Source organism: Streptomyces sp. NPDC001157 (assembly GCF_053598255.1).
Genome location: NZ_JBSFJW010000006.1, coordinates 291,196 through 307,681, shown reverse-complemented (window position 1 = coordinate 307,681; position 16,486 = coordinate 291,196). Strand labels below are relative to the sequence as shown.

General features: G+C 70.5%; 14 protein-coding genes and 1 pseudogene. 8 read left to right on the top strand and 7 right to left on the bottom strand.

All coding sequences use genetic code 11. From position 1 onward, the window contains the following. Positions 1 to 4 precede the first annotated feature (4 nt). From ACWDAG_RS13930 to ACWDAG_RS13905, 6 genes are all read left to right on the top strand, one after another. On the top strand, positions 5 to 1,201 hold the full coding sequence (locus tag ACWDAG_RS13930) for a cytochrome P450 (protein ID WP_450695828.1): 1,197 nt from the start codon (positions 5 to 7) through the stop codon (positions 1,199 to 1,201). Positions 1,202 to 1,234: 33 nt separating this feature from the next. Next, on the top strand, positions 1,235 to 1,447 hold the full coding sequence (locus ACWDAG_RS13925) for a ferredoxin (protein WP_189786213.1): 213 nt from the start codon (positions 1,235 to 1,237) through the stop codon (positions 1,445 to 1,447). Between the two features lie 515 nt (positions 1,448 to 1,962). Then, positions 1,963 to 3,420 (top strand): APC family permease, encoded by a 1,458-nt coding sequence (locus tag ACWDAG_RS13920; RefSeq protein WP_450695827.1) that lies wholly within the window; start codon positions 1,963 to 1,965, stop codon positions 3,418 to 3,420. A gap of 119 nt (positions 3,421 to 3,539) precedes the next feature. Further along, positions 3,540 to 5,030 (top strand): aldehyde dehydrogenase, encoded by a 1,491-nt coding sequence (locus ACWDAG_RS13915; RefSeq protein WP_450695826.1) that lies wholly within the window; start codon positions 3,540 to 3,542, stop codon positions 5,028 to 5,030. Next, positions 5,027 to 5,749: a gamma-glutamyl-gamma-aminobutyrate hydrolase family protein gene (locus tag ACWDAG_RS13910; RefSeq protein ID WP_450695825.1), complete on the top strand. Its 723-nt coding sequence runs from the start codon at positions 5,027 to 5,029 to the stop codon at positions 5,747 to 5,749. The genes ACWDAG_RS13915 and ACWDAG_RS13910 overlap by 4 nt, the downstream gene beginning before the upstream one ends. Before the next feature lie 449 nt (positions 5,750 to 6,198). After that, the gene (locus ACWDAG_RS13905; protein ID WP_450695824.1) at positions 6,199 to 6,663 is read left to right on the top strand and encodes a hypothetical protein; all 465 of its coding nucleotides are present in this window, start codon (positions 6,199 to 6,201) and stop codon (positions 6,661 to 6,663) included. A gap of 86 nt (positions 6,664 to 6,749) precedes the next feature. On the opposite strand, the gene ACWDAG_RS13900 is transcribed toward ACWDAG_RS13905, so the two are convergent. Genes ACWDAG_RS13900 through ACWDAG_RS13890 form a run of 3 tightly spaced genes read right to left on the bottom strand, consistent with a single transcriptional unit; the run spans position 6,750 to position 9,613 of the window. Next, positions 6,750 to 7,601 (bottom strand): bifunctional methylenetetrahydrofolate dehydrogenase/methenyltetrahydrofolate cyclohydrolase, encoded by an 852-nt coding sequence (locus ACWDAG_RS13900; RefSeq protein WP_450695823.1) that lies wholly within the window; start codon positions 7,599 to 7,601, stop codon positions 6,750 to 6,752. A 26-nt stretch (positions 7,602 to 7,627) separates the two neighbouring features. Further along, complete coding sequence (gene purU, locus ACWDAG_RS13895) at positions 7,628 to 8,473, bottom strand: formyltetrahydrofolate deformylase (protein ID WP_450695822.1); 846 nt, start codon at positions 8,471 to 8,473, stop codon at positions 7,628 to 7,630. 18 nt (positions 8,474 to 8,491) lie between these two features. After that, positions 8,492 to 9,613 (bottom strand): aminomethyltransferase family protein, encoded by a 1,122-nt coding sequence (locus ACWDAG_RS13890; RefSeq protein WP_450695821.1) that lies wholly within the window; start codon positions 9,611 to 9,613, stop codon positions 8,492 to 8,494. Between the two features lie 113 nt (positions 9,614 to 9,726). Between ACWDAG_RS13890 and ACWDAG_RS13885 the strand changes: the two genes are divergently transcribed. Next, positions 9,727 to 10,410, top strand: a complete 684-nt coding sequence (locus ACWDAG_RS13885) for a TetR/AcrR family transcriptional regulator (protein ID WP_450695820.1) — start codon at positions 9,727 to 9,729, stop codon at positions 10,408 to 10,410. Between the two features lie 520 nt (positions 10,411 to 10,930). On the opposite strand, the gene ACWDAG_RS13880 is transcribed toward ACWDAG_RS13885, so the two are convergent. From ACWDAG_RS13880 to ACWDAG_RS13870, 3 genes are read right to left on the bottom strand one after another with little or no spacing between them, the layout of a single operon-like run. Continuing rightward, positions 10,931 to 12,460, bottom strand: a complete 1,530-nt coding sequence (locus ACWDAG_RS13880; protein WP_450695819.1) for an acyl-CoA synthetase — start codon at positions 12,458 to 12,460, stop codon at positions 10,931 to 10,933. A 26-nt stretch (positions 12,461 to 12,486) separates the two neighbouring features. After that, positions 12,487 to 13,059 carry a flavin reductase family protein gene (locus ACWDAG_RS13875; RefSeq protein ID WP_450695818.1) on the bottom strand — a complete coding sequence of 191 codons (573 nt, stop codon included), beginning with the start codon at positions 13,057 to 13,059 and terminating at the stop codon, positions 12,487 to 12,489. After that, a complete protein-coding gene (locus tag ACWDAG_RS13870) occupies positions 13,056 to 14,297 on the bottom strand; it encodes an acyl-CoA dehydrogenase family protein (protein ID WP_450695817.1) in 1,242 nt (413 codons plus the stop codon). The genes ACWDAG_RS13875 and ACWDAG_RS13870 overlap by 4 nt, the downstream gene beginning before the upstream one ends. Before the next feature lie 228 nt (positions 14,298 to 14,525). Here ACWDAG_RS13870 and ACWDAG_RS13865 point away from each other — a divergent pair, with 228 nt between their 5' ends. Further along, positions 14,526 to 15,431 (top strand): LysR family transcriptional regulator, encoded by a 906-nt coding sequence (locus ACWDAG_RS13865; RefSeq protein ID WP_450695816.1) that lies wholly within the window; start codon positions 14,526 to 14,528, stop codon positions 15,429 to 15,431. Between the two features lie 6 nt (positions 15,432 to 15,437). On the opposite strand, the pseudogene ACWDAG_RS13860 reads toward ACWDAG_RS13865, so the two are convergent. Continuing rightward, positions 15,438 to 16,476 (bottom strand): annotated as a pseudogene (locus ACWDAG_RS13860) (maleylacetate reductase). Between the last annotated feature and the right edge of the window lie 10 nt (positions 16,477 to 16,486).

Sequence of the window (16,486 nt, the reverse complement as noted above, 5' to 3'; positions counted from 1 at the left end):
CGACATGACCGTCACCACCGCCGGACCCGCGTCCGCAACCGACGATCTGCTTCCCTTCCGCGACCCCGACTTCCGAGCGGACCCGTACCCGTACTACGCGCGGCTGCGGCAGGAACACCCGGTCTACCGGCATCCGGTGGGCCTGCACGTCGTCTCCCGCTACGAGGACGTCGCCCGGCTGATCCGCAACCCCACCCTGAGCGTGCAGCAGCTCGACTTCGGGGTCGCCGACCCCATCCACCACACCATGCTCGGCAAGGACGCCCCCGACCACACGCGGCTGCGCCGGATCACCAACCGCTGGTTCACGCCCAAGGCCGTCGAGGAGTGGTCCAAGGTGATGCGCGCCTGCGTGGAGACCGTGCTCGACGAGGTCGAGAAGGGCGACGGCACCCTGGACGCGGCCGAAGGTCTGTCCCTGAAGTGCACCTTCGAGACGACCTGCCACATCTTCGGCATCGAGCCGACCGAGATGGACACCATCCAGCGCAAGACCTACGAGATCGGGCTGAGCCTCGGCCCCGGCGGCAACGACGAGGAGGCCCGCGCCACCACGGAGGCGTTCGCCTGGTTCGCCGAGCACATCCGCCGGCTCGTGGCCGACAAGCGCGCCCACCCCGGCGAGAGACTGATCGACGCCTTCATCGCCGCGCAGGACGAAGGCAGGATGACCGAGGAAGAGGTCATCTACACGATCTTCCTGTTCTTCGCCGTGGGCCACCTCGACGTCAAGCACCTGATCAACCACGGCATCTGGCTGATGACGCAGCGGCCCGAGCTGTTCGCCGCCTACCGCGACGAGCCGGAGGCGCGGCCGGGCATCATCAACGAGATCCTGCGGATCGACACGCCCGAGTCGATGGTGGTGCGCCTGACCACGCAGGACACGGTCATCGGTGACACCACCGTGCCGGCCGGAGAGGCGCTGGCCCTGCTCATCGCCTCCGCCAACCGCGACCCCGAGGTCTTCGCCGACCCCGACACCTTCGACCACACCCGCCCGGTCGCCGCCAGCCAGCACCTGGCCTTCGGCTCCGGCATGCACGGCTGCGCCGGCCAGGTCCTGGCCCGCGCCGAGGCCGACATCGTCTTCAGCTCGATCGTCAACCGGTTCTCCGGTGTCGAGTTGGCGGGCGAGCCCGCCTGTGCGCACACCGAGTTCCTGCGCACGATCACCCACCTCCCCGTCCGTTTTCTCTGATCCCCCGACCCCTTTCGAGAGACAGGAGCCGTCATGAAGGTCGAAGTCGACCTCAACAAGTGCCAGGACCACGGCCAGTGCGTGTACGCGGCCCCCGACCTGTTCGCGCTGGACGACGAGGGACGCCTGTCCCTGCGGTCGCAGGCGACCGACGTCTACGTGGCCGACGTGGACGAGGCAAGCGCCGAGGAACTGTACGAGGCCGCCGAGGTTTGCCCGCTGCAGGCCATCACGGTCCACGAGTAGGGACGGGAGCGCGGCATGTCACCGATGGCGTGCGGGACGCAGGGGAACAACTCCGGCGACAGCTGTCTGACCGTCGGTCGCCCAAGGAGTACGCGGCCTGCATCGCGGCCGTCGTCCAGTCGCTGCGGCACGGTGGCTGCCGGACGGGCGCCAAGCGGACCCTGCCGACCCTGCTGAGCGTCAACCCCCCTCTACGGCCTCGACGATCGCTGCCGCGGCATCCGCGGCGGGCGCCGAGTGATCTACGTCCACCCCGACGACGCGGGTCGTGTCCTGCCCGACCGCGCACGGCTGCTGAGCCGCCTACTTCCCCGAGGCCAACGTCTTGGTACGCCTCCTGCGCCGGGGTGCGGCCGACCGGCGCGTCGCCTGGGTCACGGTCTCGCAAAGACCTCCGAGGCCGCAGAAGGATCTCCCCGAAACCCCTTGCCAAACGGATAGTTCCAGCCCAACATGAGGCAACTCGTTTGGCCTAAAACGAAACTCCGCCCCCCGTCCCCCGGCAGGTGATTCGAGTGGACAGTCAGACCGTGTCTCTTACGCAAGCGGGTCATGATGCATCCATGGCAGGCAGGCTCAAGCCCGATTCTCTCGGTGTCCTGGGCGTTCTCTTCTTCGTTCTCTCCGCCCAGGCCCCGCTGACGGCTATCGCCGGGGCTGTGCCCTTCGCCGTCGCCATCGGCAGCGGCGCAGGCGCTCCTACCGCCTATGTCGCGGCCGGCGTCATCGTCCTGCTGTTCTCCGTCGGATTCGTCGCCATGAGCCGTCATGTCGTGGACGCCGGAGCCTTCTACGCCTATATCGGCAAGGGCCTCGGCCGGCCGACCGGTTCCGGCGGCGCCGGGCTCGCCCTCCTGGCCTACTGTGCCGTCCAGGCCGCCATGTACGGGCTGTACGGCGCCACGGTGAGCGCCCTGGTCGAGCACTACTCGGGCGCCCACGTGGCTTGGTGGGTCTGGGTCCTGGTCACCATGGCGATCGTGGAGATACTCGGTGCCCTGGGGATCGACATGGGCGCGAAGATCCTCGCCGTCTTCGTGCTGGCCGAGTTCAGCATCCTGGTCGCCTTCGCCCTCGTGACCTTCTTCAAGGGCGGCGGTCCCGAGGGGCTCGGCGTCACCGAGAGCTTCTCGCCGGCTGCCGCGCTCCAGGGCGCTCCCGGTGTGGCCCTGATGTTCGCCGTGGCGTCGATGTTCGGCTTCGAGTCCACGGCCATCTACGGCGAGGAGGCCCGCGAGCCCCGCAAGACCGTCCCCCGCGCCGCCTACGCCTCCGTCACGCTGATCACCGCCTTCCTGGCCTTCACCACGTGGATGCTGGTCTCGGCGCACGGCGCATCCCAGGCGACGAGCGATGCCGGTAAGGCGCTGCAGAGCGGCGACGCGACCAGCTTCGTCTTCGCCCCGATCGCCACCCTGTTCGGCGGCTGGGCGGACGACGTGCTGCCGATCCTGCTGGTCACCTCCCTCTTCGCGGGCATCCTGGCCTTCCACAACTCCTCCAACCGCTACCTGTTCTCCCTCGGCCGCGAGGGTCTGCTGCCCCGCGGGCTGACCGTTGTCAACCGGCGCCACTCGCCCTGGGGTGCCGGCGCCGCGCAGACCGTGATCTCCGTGCTGTTGGTGATGCCCTTCGCCGTCCTCGGCAAGGACCCGGTGCTGACCCTCTTCTCCTGGCTCAGTGGCGTCTCCGTCCTCGGCGTCATGCTGCTGTACTTCCTGACCTCGGTCTCGGTCGTCGTGTTCTTCCGCCGCTCGCGCGCCGACACCCGCCCGTGGAACACCCTGATCGCCCCCGTGCTGGGCGCGCTCGGCATCGCCGGGGCCATCTGGATCATCGTCGACAACTTCACGACGCTCATCGGCGGTGACCAGACGACGGCCATGTGGCTTGAGATCACCGTTCCGGTGGTGCTGGTCCTCGGTGTCGTCGGTGCCCGGCTGACGCGGACCCGGGCGGAGATCACCGACTGAACACCCCCATGCCTTACCGATACGGCCGGAGCCTGCGCCCCGGCCGTATCGGGCCTTCTGTCGAGCAGTACGAGTTGTTTGCCATCAAACGAAATAAAAGGAAGTGAAGGGGAGAGCGCGTGCTGAACGCCACCCATGAGGAACTGCTGCGCCGCGCCAAGGAACTCGACCTGCCATCGCAGCACCACATCGACGGCAGGAGCGAAGCCGGTGACGGTGGATCGTTCGCCGTGATCTCCCCGCGCGACGGCCAGAGCCTGGTCCAGGTCGCCGACGCGCGGGAGGCGGAGATCGATCTCGCCGTCGCGGCGGCGCGCCGCGCCTTCGACACCGGGCCGTGGCCGCACCTGGCGCCCGCCGAGCGCGGCCGGGTCCTGCTGCGGATCGCCGAGCTGCTGGAGGAGCGGCGCGAGGAACTGGCACTGACGGTGAGCCTGGAGATGGGCAAACCGATCACGGACGCGTACTCCATCGAGCTGCGCGCCGCGATCAACACCTTCCGCTGGTACGGGCAGCTCGCCGACAAACTCACGGACGAGTCCCCCCACACCGCGCCGGACTCGCTCGCCCTGATCACCCGGGAGCCGACCGGTGTCGTCGGCGCCGTCGTGCCCTGGAACTTCCCGCTCACGCTGGCGAGTTGGAAGGTCGCTCCCGCGCTCGCCGCCGGCTGCACGGTCGTCCTGAAGCCGTCGGAGTCCTCTCCGCTGTCCGCCCTCCTGCTCGGCCGCGTCGCCACCGACGCCGGACTGCCGCCGGGTGTCCTCAACGTCGTGACCGGCGACGGTCCGGTGGCCGGCCGGGCGCTCGGCCTCCACCCCGGCGTCGATGTCCTGGCCTTCACCGGATCCACGGCCGTCGGCCGTCACTTCCTGCGCTACGCCGCCGACTCCAACCTCAAGCGCGTTTGGCTCGAACTCGGCGGCAAGTCACCGAACATCATCCTCCCCGACGCCCCCGACCTGGAGAAGGCCGCGGCGACCGCCGCCTGGGGCATCTTCTTCAACCAGGGAGAGATGTGCACCGCACCCTCCCGGCTGCTCGTCCACTCCTCCATCGCCGAACAGGTCACGGAGGCCGTCTTGGCACGGGCGCGCGAGCTGCGGGTGGGCGACCCGCTCGATCCGGCCACCGAGATGGGTGCGCTGGTCGGCGACAGCCACCTCGGCAGGGTCCTGGAGCATGTCGCCTCCGGTCTGGACGAGGGCGCACGGCTGCGCGTGGGCGGGGGCCGGGCCCTGGCCGAGACCGGCGGCAGCTACCTGCGGCCCACCGTGTTCGACCGGGTCGACCCCGGCATGCGGCTGGCCCGCGAGGAGATCTTCGGCCCCGTCCTGTCCGTCCTCGCCTTCGACGACCTCGACGAGGCGGTACGGCTGGCCAACGCCACCGAGTACGGCCTCGCCGCCGGTCTGTGGACCTCCGACCTGTCCACCGCCCACAAGGTCTCGCGCGCGCTGAAGGCCGGGACGGTCTGGGTCAACTGCTACGAGGAGGGCGACCTGACCGTCCCCTTCGGCGGCATGAAGCAGTCCGGCAACGGCCGCGACAAGTCCGCCCACGCCGTCGAGAAGTACACCGAACTGAAGACCACCTGGATCCAGCTGTGACCCGTACGCACCCGCGACCCCTGATCGCCATTCCGGCCCGGTTCGCCGCCACCACGTCCGCGCTCCGCTACGCCGCCGAGGTCAACGCCCGCGCGCTGGTCGAAGCCGTGTGGCGGGCCGGGGGCGAGCCGGTGAGCATCCACCCCGCCGACCCGGCCGGAGCCGACGTGGCCGAGCGGCTCGCCCGCTTCGAGGGCGTGCTGCTCCCGGGCGGCGGAGACCTGGCACCGCACCGGTACGGAGCCACCGACACCCACGACAGCGTCTATGACGTCAACGACCTCCAGGACGTGTTCGACCTCGAAGTCGCCCGGCGGGCCCTGGACTTGGGGCTGCCCCTGCTCGCGATCTGCCGAGGGCTGCAGGTGGTGAACGTCGCCCTCGGCGGCAGCCTGGAACAGGACATGGGCGGCGCGGACCGCGAACACCGGCACATCGTGCATCCGGTCGCGATCCAGCGCGGCACCCTGCTCGAACAGGCCACCGGCGCCGAGAAGACGGAGGCCTCCTGCTACCACCACCAGCGCGTCGACCGCATCGGTGTCGGGCTCACGGCCACCGCGCGGGCCGCCGACGGCACCGTGGAGGGACTCGAACTGCCCGGACACCCCGGGTGGTTCACGGCGGTGCAGTGGCACCCCGAGGACACCGCGGACCGGGACCCGGCCCAGCAGGCCCTGTTCGACGCACTGGTTGACGCCGCCCACCGAAGACACTGAAAAGGACATGGCTCTCTTCGTCCACAAGCGACAGGCACTCCGCCTCGCCCCCGAACTCGACGACGTCGCGCTGGGCCGGGTGCTGAGAGGTATCGCCGCCGCCCGGGGGCCGGGGCCGCAGGACCTCGCCGTCGCCCCGGTGGAGCGGCTCCTGCGGAACACCGGTGACGACTGGGACCGCCGCTGCCACCGGATCGGCGTCCTCGCGCAGGCCGCGCCCGCGCTGGCCCGGACCTGGCGCGCGCGCCGGCCCCGCGACCCGGATGCCCTGGCGCTGGCCGTGTGGTCCGAACTGGCGACCGACCCGCATGGGGCGTTGGCGCTCTGCCGCGTCGCCGCCGATGCCCGCCCTGCTGATCCGACTCCGTGGGTGGGTGCGCTGGCGGCGCTTCGGCTTCTGGGGCGGCCGAGTTCTGAACTTTCCCCCGTCTGGCGGGAGATACGCGCGCGTGATCCATGGCACCGGGAGGCGCATCTGCAGATCCTGGGCTACCTCTCCCCCGGAGGAGCGGGGCAGCCAGGCCGCGCTGCGGGACTTCCTCGACGATGCCATCGCGGTCATGCCGTGGGACGCGCCGACGGCATGCCTGCCGCTGACGGCGGCTGTGCGGCAGTACCACCGCGAAAGGAGCGGGGGAGGACTCCAGGCGCTGGGGGTCAGCCGGTACTGGTCGCAGCCGCACACCGCACGGCTGCTGGACCAGGGCACGGCCTACTGGCTGCAACCCGGGCACCTGCGTCACGCGGCCGCGGTCGCGGACCTGGGAATCCTCGCCTACGCCCTGATCCGGGCAGGCCGCAGCGGTGATGCCGGCCCGGTCTTCTCCGCGGCCGGCGGACTGGTGACGCCGTGGCCCTGGAGCTACGAGGGCGACCCGGTGGAGTGCTACCTCGACTACTCAGGCCGCTGGTAGGTGTGGGTGCGGCTCTCCGACCTCACGGCGCCGCAGCGGAGTGGGGGCAGGACCGCACGGTCCTGCCCCCACGCTCTGCGCCGACGTCAGCCGCTGCGCTCCGCCGCCTCGACGATGTTGGTCAGCAGCATGGCCCGGGTCATCGGCCCCACACCGCCGACCGGCGGTGCGAGGGAGCCCGCGACCTGCTCGACGTCCGGGTGGACGTCTCCGAGGATGCCCTCGACCGTCCGGGTGATGCCCACGGACAGGACGGTGGCGCCCGGCTTGATCCAGTCGGGCTTGACCAGATGGGCCACGCCTGCCGCGGCCACCACCACGTCGGCGACGCGGGCGTGGGCGGCGGTGTCCTGGGTGGCCTCGTGGCACAGGGTCACCGTGGCGTGCTCGGTGCTGCGGGTCAGCATCAGGCCGAGCGGGCGGCCCACGGTGAGCCCGCAGCCGATGACGCAGAACTGCTGTCCGGTGATGGGCACGCGGTTGCGCCGCAGCAGGTCGATGATGCCGCGCGGGGTGCAGGGCAGCGGCCCCGGCATCCCCAGCACGAGTCGGCCCAGGTTGGCGGGGTGGAGCCCGTCCGCGTCCTTGGCCGGGTCGATGAGCTCCAGTACGGCGTGGGTGTCGATGTGGGCCGGCAGCGGCAGCTGGACGATGAAGCCGGTGCAGGACGGGTCGGCGTTGAGCCGGAGCACGGCGGCCTCGACATCGGCCTGGGTCGCCGTGGCGGCCAGCTCCACCCGGATCGACGCGATGCCGACTTGGGCGCAGTCGCGGTGCTTGCCGCCGACGTAGGAGCGGCTTGCGGGGTCCTCGCCGACCAGGATGGTGCCCAGCCCGGGAGCGATGCCCCGTTCCTTCAACAGCTGCACCCGCTCGGCGAGTTCACGTTTGGTCTCGGCTGCCGCGGCCTTCCCGTCGAGCAGCGTCGCGGTGGTCATGTCGTACGAGCCTCTCGGTGCGGTCGTCAGGCGAAGACGACGGTGCGGGAGCCGGTGAGGACGACGCGGTCCTCCGCGTGCAGCCGGACCGCCCGGGCCAGCACGATCCGCTCGACGTCCCGGCCGATCGCGACCAGCTCGGGTGCGGTGTGGCGGTGTCCGACGCGGACGACGTCCTGCTCGATGATCGGGCCCTCGTCCAGGTCGGCGGTGACGAAGTGCGCGGTGGCGCCGATGAGTTTGACGCCCCGGTCGTGGGCCTGGTGGTAGGGCTTGGCGCCCTTGAAGCCCGGCAGGAACGAGTGGTGGATGTTGATGACTCTCCCGGAGAGCCTGCGGCACAGGTCGTCGGAGAGGACCTGCATGTAGCGGGCGAGCACCACGAAGTCGACGTGGTGGTCGGCCACCAGCCGCAGCAGCTCGGCCTCCGCCTCGGGCTTGGTGTCGCGGGTGACGGGGAGGTGGACGAAGGGGATGCCGTACCGCTTCGCGACCGGTTCGAGGTCGGGGTGGTTGGAGACGATCAGCGGGATGTCGACGGGCAGTTCGCCCAGGTCCCAGCGGTACAGCAGGTCGACAAGGCAGTGGTCGAACTTCGACACCATCAGCAGCACCCGGCGGCGCTGCTCCTCGGGCCGGACGGTCAGCACCGGGTCGAAGCGGGCCAGCCGCAGCGCGAGTTCGTCCCGCAGCTTCTCGGTGTCGGCCGCGGGTGTCTCCAGGCTCACACGGATGGTGAAGATGCCGGTGCCGGGATCGGAGAACTGGGCGCTCTCCAGGATGTTGCCCTCGGCCTGTGCGACGCCCGCGGCGAGTGCGTGGACGATGCCGGGCTGGTCGGGGCAGCGGAGCGTGAGTATGTAGCGTTGCACGTCAGGATCTCCGTCGGGTCAGGCCCGGACGCGGGCGCGCTCGGGGTCGTACACGGGTGTGGGCCTCACCGTGGCGTCAGCCTTGGAGCCGTCGGCGGCGACGGCGGTCAGTGCGGTGCCGGACTTCACGGCGTCGCGGTGCACCCGGGCCAGGCCGAGGGTGGCGCCGTCGAGGGCGGGGGAGGGTACCGCCATCGTCACGTAGCCGATGTCCCGGCCGTCCAGCTCCAGCCGGGCGCCCTCGGCGCTCTCCGGCGCCGCGTCCACGACGACGCTGACGACACGGCCGGTGACGCTGTCCTTCTTCGCCAGCAGCGCGTCCCGGCCCTGGAAGGGGCCCTTGTCGAAGTCGAGCGCCCAGCCCATCCGGCACTCGAACGGGGTGACCGTGTGGTCGTACTCCAGCTCACCCATGATCATCCCGGCCTCGGTGCGGCAGGTCAGCAGGGCGAGGGCGCCGAAGGCCCTGATCCCCAGGTCCGTTCCGGCATCGAAGACCGCGTCCCACAGTTCCAGCGCGCGCTCCCGCGGCACCTGGATCTCGTAGCCGAGCTCGGCGGTGAACCCGAGCCGGCTGACCTGTGCGGGGATGCCCGCGATGAGGGTGTCGCGCAGGAAGGTGTAGTAGGGGAACCCGGCGTTGGACACATCCACGTGGGTGAGGCGCTGCAGGACGTTGCGGCTGCGCGGGCCCTGCAAGGTCAGGACGGCGGACTCGTCGCGGCGCTCGGTGACCGTGGTCCCGTCGGGCGCATGGGCGGCCAGCGACTGCTGAGTGGCCGGATCGCCGCCGGTGACGACGACGTGGTCCGGCGCGAGGACGGCCACGGTCACGTCGTCCACCATCATCCCGTCGTCGTCGACCACGACCCCGTAGGCGATGCGTCCGGCACCCAGCCCCTTGACGCTGCGTGAGAAGACGGCGTCGACGGCGGGGACCGCGTCCTCGCCCTCGACGTGCCACTTGTAGAGCATCGAGTACTCGGAGGCGCCGACGGCGGTGCGGATGGCCTCGTACTCCTCTGCCGGATCACCGATGGCCAGCGGTACGGCGTTGCCGTAGACGTCGATCCACTCCTGGACGTGGTCCGCGTAGCGGGGAGCGAACGGGGTGGTGCTCAGTCCTTCGGGAATGGCCATGGGAACTCCAGTGCAGAGGGGAGACGAGCGCTGGAGCGAGAATCTATCCATCTGGATAACTTGTCAATAGGATAGATTGACCTTCGGGGAACAGCCGGACAGGAGGAGGGCGAGTGACTGCCGAGGCGGAAAGGGACGGAGATGCCGGTCAGGACGCCCGGCCCGGTTATGGCGAGGGGCGGGGGGCTCTCCTGGAGGCGGCGGTCAGGGTGGTGGTCCGTGGTGGCCTGCGAAAGCTGACATATCGTGCCGTCGCAGCGGAAGCCGGTGTCACGCACGGGCTGGTCGCCCACCACTTCGGTTCGCGCGACACGCTGCTCGAAGAGGCGCTGCGGTGGTGCGTCGCCCGCAGCGTGGAGACGTCCTCGCTGGTACCCGCGAGTGGAAGGCTGGAGGATTTCGCCGCGACCCTGGCCGACTTCGTCGCGGCCGACCCCGACCTCCAGATCTTCCAGTACGAGCTGAAGCTCGAATCCAGCCGGCGGCCTGAACTGCGCCATCACGTCGACCTGCTCTACGACGCCTACCGCAATGCTGTCCGCGAGGCGCTGGTCTGCCTCGACGTGTCACAGGAGATGACGGGCATCGTTTTCGCGGCCCTGGACGGCCTGGTCTTTCACCAGGTCACGTCCGGCGCACCGGACCGCATCGACGAGAGCGTCGCCGCCTTGCGGCGACTCCTCGCGGCCCATCGTGCGCAGGCGTCACCGCAGGCCTCCGACGATACGGTGAATGAGCTCAAGCTCTCCTGCGCCGACCCCCGGAGCGGCAATGACGAGCATCTTCAAAGGGCCTGACCGCAAAGTCCGACCGTACGGCACGCCTTCCTCGGGCATGCAGGTGTCCGGCGGCGCGACCGCAGGTGCTGGACCAGCACCTGCGGTTCACCGGGTGAAGCCGGGAGGCCGAGGAACCGTTCGGCTGGGCGTCAGAAGAAGTCCTCGGCCGGTCAGCTGACGCTGTTGCGGCCGACGCAGAGACGGGAGCAGGCGTCACAGCCGCGGGTTGCGGTGGTACGGCATGGTCGCTCGGCCCTCGGCAGGTCCGCTGTGGTGATGGCCGCCCGGTGTCCGTGTCCTTGTCCTTCACCCCGGCTGCCCTCGGGGCGGCGGCGACCGGGTGGCTGCTGGTGGCCATGGGTTTCGACACCGTGGTCCTCACGCAACGTGACAGCCAGTCAGTCCACTCGGGACGACGCACCGCTCAAGTTCGAAGACCCGCCTTCGCGGGGGCCCGCAGGGAGGCGAGGCCCCGCCACTGTCGGCGGACGATGTGGTGACCGTGTGGCGTGGCGTGTTCGGATTCCCTGGCCTGGCGTCATGCCTCCTCGGCGCCGCGGTCCGACAGGGAGCCGTACTGGCTGCGCAGGCGGGCCTTGAGGATCTTGCCGGTGGCGTTGCGGGGCAGGGCGTCGACGAGGACGACCGACTTGGGGAGCTTGTACTTGGCGAGTCGGCCGGACAGGGAGTCCATGATGTCGTCGGGCGACACGTCGGCGCCCGCGCGGGGCACGACCAGCGCTCTGCCCACTTCGCCCCATCGTTCGTCGGGTACGCCGATCACCGCGCATTCGGCGACCGCGGGATGCTGGTAGAGGAGTTGCTCGACCTCGGCCGGATAGACGTTCTCCCCGCCGGAGATGTACATGTCCTTGATGCGGTCGACGATCGTGACGTACCCCTCCTCGTCGACGGTGGCCGCGTCTCCGGAGCGGAACCAACTTCCTTCGACGAAGGCGTCCTTGGTCGCTTCGGGCCACTGCCAGTAGCCCTTCATCACGTTGAGGCCCTCGATGATCACCTCGCCGACCTCGCCCGGTGCGACATCGGTGAGGTCGGGCCGCACCACGCGTACGTCGGTGAAGAAGCAGGGTGTGCCTGCTGAGCCGGCCTTGCGGATGCTGTCCTGTGCGCGCAGGCCCAGTGCGGCGGGGGCGGTCTCGGTCAGGCCGTACGCCTGGAGGAAGGTCAGGCCGCGGCCCTGGTATGTGTGGATGAGGGCCTTGGGTACGGGTGCCGCCGCGCACTGCAGGATCCGGATCGACGACAGGTCGGCCGTCGCCCACCGCGACGACCGGGCCATGGCCTGGTACATCGCGGGCACGCCGAACATCCTCGTCACCCGGTGCTCGGCGATGACGTCGAGCACCCGTTCCGGGTCGAAAGCGCGCATCAGCACCGACGTCCCTCCTTTGAGGAAGCCCGGCAGGAAGACGGCGTTGAGGGCGGCGGTGTGGAACATCGGTGCCACCACCAGAGCCACGTCGTCGGAGGCGATGTCCACGTCCAGCAGCATGTTGAAGCAGTTCCAGGCGATGTTGGCGTGGGTGAGCATGACCCCCTTGGGACGGCCGCTGGTGCCCGAGGTGTACTGGATCATGCACACCTCATCGAGGCCGACCGTCTCGTCCAGGGGGTCGTCGGGTGCGTTCGCCAACAGCTCCTCGTACGCGCTCCCCACCTCGACGTAGTGCTTCACCTCGACGTCGTCCCTGAACGCGTCGACGACGTCGGTGAGTTCGGCCGCGAACACCAGCACCGTCGCTCCCGAGTCGCCCAGGATGAAGGCCAACTCGGGCGCCGCGAGGCGGGTGTTGAGCGGTACGAAGACGGCGCCCAGCGCGTTTGCGGCGAACAGGGTCTCCGCCAGGGCCGGATGGTTCGCGCCGAGGTAGGCCACCCGGTCGCCGTGCCCGACCCCCAGGGCACGCAGGGCGTGCGCGAGCCGCGTCACGCGCGCGGCCAGCTCCCCGTAGGACAGGGATCCACCGTCGTGCACGACGGCGGTGGCTTCCGGTGCCATGCGGGCACGCCGCACGGGCCACGAGCCGAGCCCCTGATTGCGCATGGTGCGTCTCTCTTCTCTCAGAGTTCTCAGAGCCAGTCGGGCCAGGTGTAGTCGGCCGAGTCGCCGTGGTCCCGGCGGGGCGGCAGCGGGGCGAGCCGCCCCCGGGAGAAGACCAGCGGCGAGACGCCGGTCTTCTCCACCCCGAGTTCCCGGACGCGGCCGAGGACGAAGTAGTGGTCGCCGAGGGTCCACACGTCGGCGATGTCGCAGTCGATCCAGGCGGCGACGCCTGCCAGAACGGGGCTGGCCGAGGGCGCGCCGCGCCACGGGTGGCGGTCGAAGACGTCGGGTGCCTTGGCGCTGACGTCCCGGCACAGGCCCTCCTGGCCGGCGGCCAGCACGTTCACGCAGAAGGAGCCGCCGGCCATGATCCTTGGCCAGGTCGTGGACGAGCAGCCGGGGAAGAACGCGACGAGCGGAGGGTCCAGGGACACCGAGGTGAAGGAGCCGATCACCATGCCGACCGGGGTGCCGTCGGGTTCCTTCGCGGTGACCACCGTGACACCCGTCGGGTAGTGGCCGAGCACGTGCCGGAACCGGCCGGGGTCGTCCGCGGGGCCGCCGCCGGGTGCCGTCGCGGCGGGCGTCTGCCGGTTCACGCCGGGTTCTCCACGCCGAGCAGAGAACGGGCGTACGCCGTGGCCCACGAGCCGTGCTGCGCGTTGATGTGGGTCTTGTACGTGGCGACATCGCGCAGGTACCGCTGCATGCGCTGGCCGTTCGCCAGCGCGCTGGAGCCACTGGCCGAGGCCAGCATCTCGACGGCCTGGCAGGCGAGTTGGCCGGACTGCCGGGCCGTGACGGAGAGGGCCTGGTCGTCCAGGTCGGAGAAGGGCTCGCCCCCTGCCAGGCCCCGGGCGGCGTACGCGAGGTAGTCGTCGGCGACCGACAGGATGATCCGCTGCGCGCTGTCGGCCAGGGCCGTGGCCAGGCCGAGGTTGCGCTGGTGTTCCGGATCGTGGCTGCGCGGCTTGAAGGGCGGCAGCGTGGTGTTCTTGGTGGTGATGATCCGCCGGTACTCGTCGACCGCGGCCCAGGCGGTGCCCGCCACGATCGAACACAGCTGGATGTTGAAGAACGACATCAGCCGGCCCGCGTACAGCGGGTTGCCGTGCAGTTCCACACCCGGCCCGTCGGTGACGTCGCTTGCCCCGAGGTGGGTCCTGGACACGTACTCGTACGGTACGAGGACGTCCTCGGCCACGACGCTGTTGGAGCCGCTGCCGCGGAAGCCCAGGATCTCGCCCCAGTTGTCGAGCATCCGCCAGCCGGAGGGCACGAGCACCATTCCCGGCGTGGGTATGCCGCCCTCTTCGTCGAAGATGAGTACGCCACCCAGGAAGTGCGTGGAGACGTTGACTCCGGACGAGTAGTCCCAGCGGCCGTTGACCAGGTACCCGTCGGGGGTCCTCGTCGCGGTGGCGCTCGGGGCGATCGGCAGCGGGGCCCGGAAGTCACCGTCCGGCCCGAACACCTCGCGCTGGGTGCTCTCGGGGAAGCGGCCGGCCACCACCAGGCTGTGGGAGGCGGCCAGACACAGGTTCCAGCCGCTGGACGGGCAGCCGCGGGCCAGCTCGGTGACCATCCGGGAGTAGGTCCGCAGGTCGAACTCGTAACCGCCGAAGCGGCGTGGCTGGAGGGACCGGTAGAAACCCGCCTTCAGGAACGCCTTGTGCGTGTCCTCGGGGATACCGGTCCGCTGTTCGGTCTCGTCCTGGTGATCACGAAGCCAGGCCCTCATGCCGGCGGCCCGGCGCACCAGTTCCTCCGGTGTCAGGTCCGGCTCCGGCTGCGGAATCTCGATGATTTTCTCGGCTGTCTCGGTTGTCTCGGACAATTCGCACCCCATCCGCTGCTGTTCTGGGTCGGCCTGAAGGGAGTGTTGGCAGCGCGGCGAAGGACCGTCCAATGCCGGTAGCTGCGGGCTTGATGAGTGCCGTGCATCACAGCAGGTCGGAGGGGGCGGCGGGAATGCCGCACATTTCTGCCTGGTGACGTGCGGGGAAGCGCGCGGTAACGTGGCGCGGACCACAACGCCGTGGACCTCGCCTTTCTGGAGGGCTGAGTGGAACTCCGGAGTCTGCGCCATTTCTCGGCGCTCGCCGAGACCTTGAATTACCGGGTCGCCGCCGAGCGTCTGCACCTCACCCAGCCCGCGCTGACGCGATCGATCGCCGCCCTCGAGCGTGAGCTGGGCGTCCAGCTGTTCGACCGCGACAAACGGCATGTGGCGCTCACCGCCGACGGCGCGGAACTGCTCCAACGGGCGGGCGAGGTGCTGGCCGATGCCGACCGGCTCGCCGCCGCCGCAGACGCCATCAAGGCCAGGCGACGGGACGAGGTGCGGGTCGCGCTCTACGGGGTGGCTCTCGCGGAGCTGACGCATCCGGTCATCGAGGCGTTCTGCGAGCGGTATCCCAGAGCCACGATCCGCGTGCATGAAGCGGACTTCCACCAGGGGCAAGCCCCGCTGCTGGCCGGCGAGTGGGACGTGGCGCTGATGTGTCTGAACGTCGACATGCCGGGCCTGACCCGCGTACCGATCTTCACCGAGCCCGTTTCCCTCGTGCTGTGGAAGGGGCATCCGCTGGCCTCGGCCGCCGCGGTGGACATGACCGAGGTCTACGACCAGCCCTGGGTCACCCCCCACCCGGATGACGACCTGTGGGTGGGGGGACACCACGGGGACCACGAGGCCCCGACAGTCGGCTCCCACGCCCGCTCGGTCCTGGACATGACCTCGAAGATCGCCTACCAGCGCATGGTGGGACTGATGCCACTGTCGGGCGCCCGGATGTTCCCGCACCACCCGGGAGTGGAGACCGTCGCTCCGAAGGAGCCCCTCCACGCGGTGGCCGCGGTCGCCTATCCGAGGACGGGCCACTCGCCCGCCGCCCCGGCGTTCGCCGAGGTCGCACGCCGGGTGGCCCGACGTGCGGCCGGCGTTCCGTACGCCGAGATCTCCCAGTAGCAGGGGTCAGCCGCCGTACGGCGGCTCGCCCGCCCAGGCCGCGTGCAGGACGGCGCGCAGCACGTCGGCGGAGGCCGGGCGGGGATTCGCGTACGGCGCCCCGAGAGCGACATCGACGGCACGGTCCACGTCGGCGGCGGTCAGGCCCAGGTCGGCGAGCGATCGCGGGATGCCCAGCCGCTCGCCCAGCTCGTGCAACTCCCGTACCGGATCCGGGACATCGAGCGCCCGGCGCAGCGCCGCCAGTGCCTCGGGCACCGCCGGCGCGTTGAAGGCCAGCACATGGGGCAGGACGACGGCGTGCGTCTCGGCGTGCGGCAGGTCGAAGGTGCCGCCGAGCACATGGCAGAGCTTGTGGTGCAGCCCCATGGTGGTGGCGCCGAGACAGGCACCGCACAGCCACGCCCCGTACAGCGCGCGGCTGCGGGCGTCATGCCCCGAGGGGTCGGCGACGATCTCGGGAAGGGCCGCGGCCAGCGCCCGCACACCCTCCTCCGCCATGAGAGAGACGATCGGGGTGGAGTCCGGGGCGTACAGGGCCTCGGCGGCGTGCGCGATCGCGTTCATGCCGCTCGTCGCGGACCCCACGGGCGGCATGGTGAGCGTGAGCAGCGGGTCGTACACGACGCTGCGCGGCAACACCTTCGGGTCGCGCCCGGTGCGTTTGACCGCGCCCTCGGTCAGGCCCCAGACGGGCGTCATCTCCGATCCGGCGTACGTCGTCGGGACGGCGACGACGGGCAGGCCGGTCCTGAGCGCGACGGCCTTGGCCAGGCCGGTCACGGAACCGCCGCCGACCGCCACGCAGCCGTCGGCCCGGGCTTCGCGAGCCGCTTCGACGGCCAGGTCGGCGACCTCCATCGGGACGTGCGTCACCGCCCCCGCCGTGCAGCCCGGCGCAGGCGTCGCCGAGAGACGCGGCGACGGCACGGGCCGTGTCCAGGCCGTGGTCGTCGCACAGCACGAGGACGCGGCGCAGTCCGAGAAGCGCGGCCTCGTCGGGCACCGCGTCCGGGACGGCACCCGACCGGAAGACGACGCGCATCGGCTGGGCC